The following is a 1,114-nucleotide window of genomic DNA, read 5'->3' as shown; positions in this document are numbered from 1 at the left end:
TCTAATAAAATACTGTTATTTGCTGATAATTGGTTGAAGTTGGTGTAAAGCACCAAGATATTGAGAAGCAGTTATAAAACAAATAAATGCTAATAATTCATCCTTTTCTTCTTTCGTTAGATAATCATTTAAAACTTCTGTAACTGCAAGAGGTGTCTGTCCTTTTGATTTGAGAAAAGCTTCTGCATATCCAGTACACACTGCCATTTTTTCATCGTATAATCGTGGATTCGGTTTACCTTTAGCTTTGCAATAGAGGCAGCCATTCTCTTGCGCTAAGGTTTTTCGCACTTCTTCTTTCAGATCTGCAGACAAATGATTATCTTTTTCAAGGACTTCGCTCATCTTTCCCCATAAAGATTGAACAGTTAGGTCAAAACTTAATAATTGTTGAAATGGTGTCATTCTTTCATTACCTCCCTTTATGATTATTTATTTTATCAATTAAAAAATCATATATACATTCCATATTTAAAGTATTAAACTATATACACTTTAAATATTGGAGGTATTTTTAAAAATGGATTTAATTGATGAAAAGATCATAAAAGAGTTATCCAATGATAGCAGATTATCAATGAGCGAGTTAGGTAGACGCATACATTTAAGTTCCCCAGCAGTAAAGGAAAGAGTTTTACAGTTGGAAGAAAAACAAATTATTAAGAAATACACAATCGAACTAAATCAAAAAAATTATGGATACCCCATTAGTGCCATTATTGAAGCAACGATTAAAAATACAAGATATGATGATTTTAAAGAATATATAAAAAGTGAAGAAAATATCGATTTTTGCTATCGAATCGCTGGTGCTGCTTGCTTTATGCTAAAAGCCAATTTCAAAACATTCGAAGAAGCAGAAGCCTTTATTGACGGAATAATACCGTTCGCACATACAAAAACAAACTTCATTTTTTCTAATGTTATGGAATAAAAAGAGAGCCCCTGAATCTACTTTAAACAGTCCAGTCAAAAACAAAAGACCGCTATATTCCCTTGCTTCGGAAAACAATAATACGGTGGTAAATCTTATATACATCTAGATTGCTGGGCTCGGCTAGAAGAGCACGGAATTAGAAATATATTAGTTAGACTGGAGTATTGAATACACCAA

2 protein-coding genes are annotated in these 1,114 nt (G+C 31.9%); one reads left to right on the top strand and one right to left on the bottom strand.

The features are described 5' to 3' along the window. Positions 1–15 precede the first annotated feature (15 nt). Complete coding sequence (locus tag QI30_RS19865; RefSeq protein WP_035945049.1) at positions 16–405, bottom strand: hypothetical protein; 390 nt, start codon at positions 403–405, stop codon at positions 16–18. A gap of 115 nt (positions 406–520) precedes the next feature. Here QI30_RS19865 and QI30_RS19860 point away from each other — a divergent pair, with 115 nt between their 5' ends. Continuing rightward, positions 521–934 carry an Lrp/AsnC family transcriptional regulator gene (locus QI30_RS19860; RefSeq protein WP_126992155.1) on the top strand — a complete coding sequence of 138 codons (414 nt, stop codon included), beginning with the start codon at positions 521–523 and terminating at the stop codon, positions 932–934. Positions 935–1,114: the final 180 nt, after the last annotated feature.

This window comes from Candidatus Kurthia intestinigallinarum (assembly GCF_003991225.1).
Taxonomy (GTDB): Bacteria; Bacillota; Bacilli; order Bacillales_A; family Planococcaceae; genus Kurthia; species Kurthia populi.
The sequence above is the reverse complement of the archived record's forward strand: the minus strand, read 5'-3'. Positions and strand labels throughout refer to the sequence as shown.

Excerpts from the sequence above, each read along its gene's own strand:
- QI30_RS19865 (WP_035945049.1), bottom strand. The coding sequence starts at position 405 with ATGACACCATTTCAACAATTATTAAGTTTTGACCTAACTGTTCAATCT.
- QI30_RS19860 (WP_126992155.1), top strand. The coding sequence starts at position 521 with ATGGATTTAATTGATGAAAAGATCATAAAAGAGTTATCCAATGATAGC.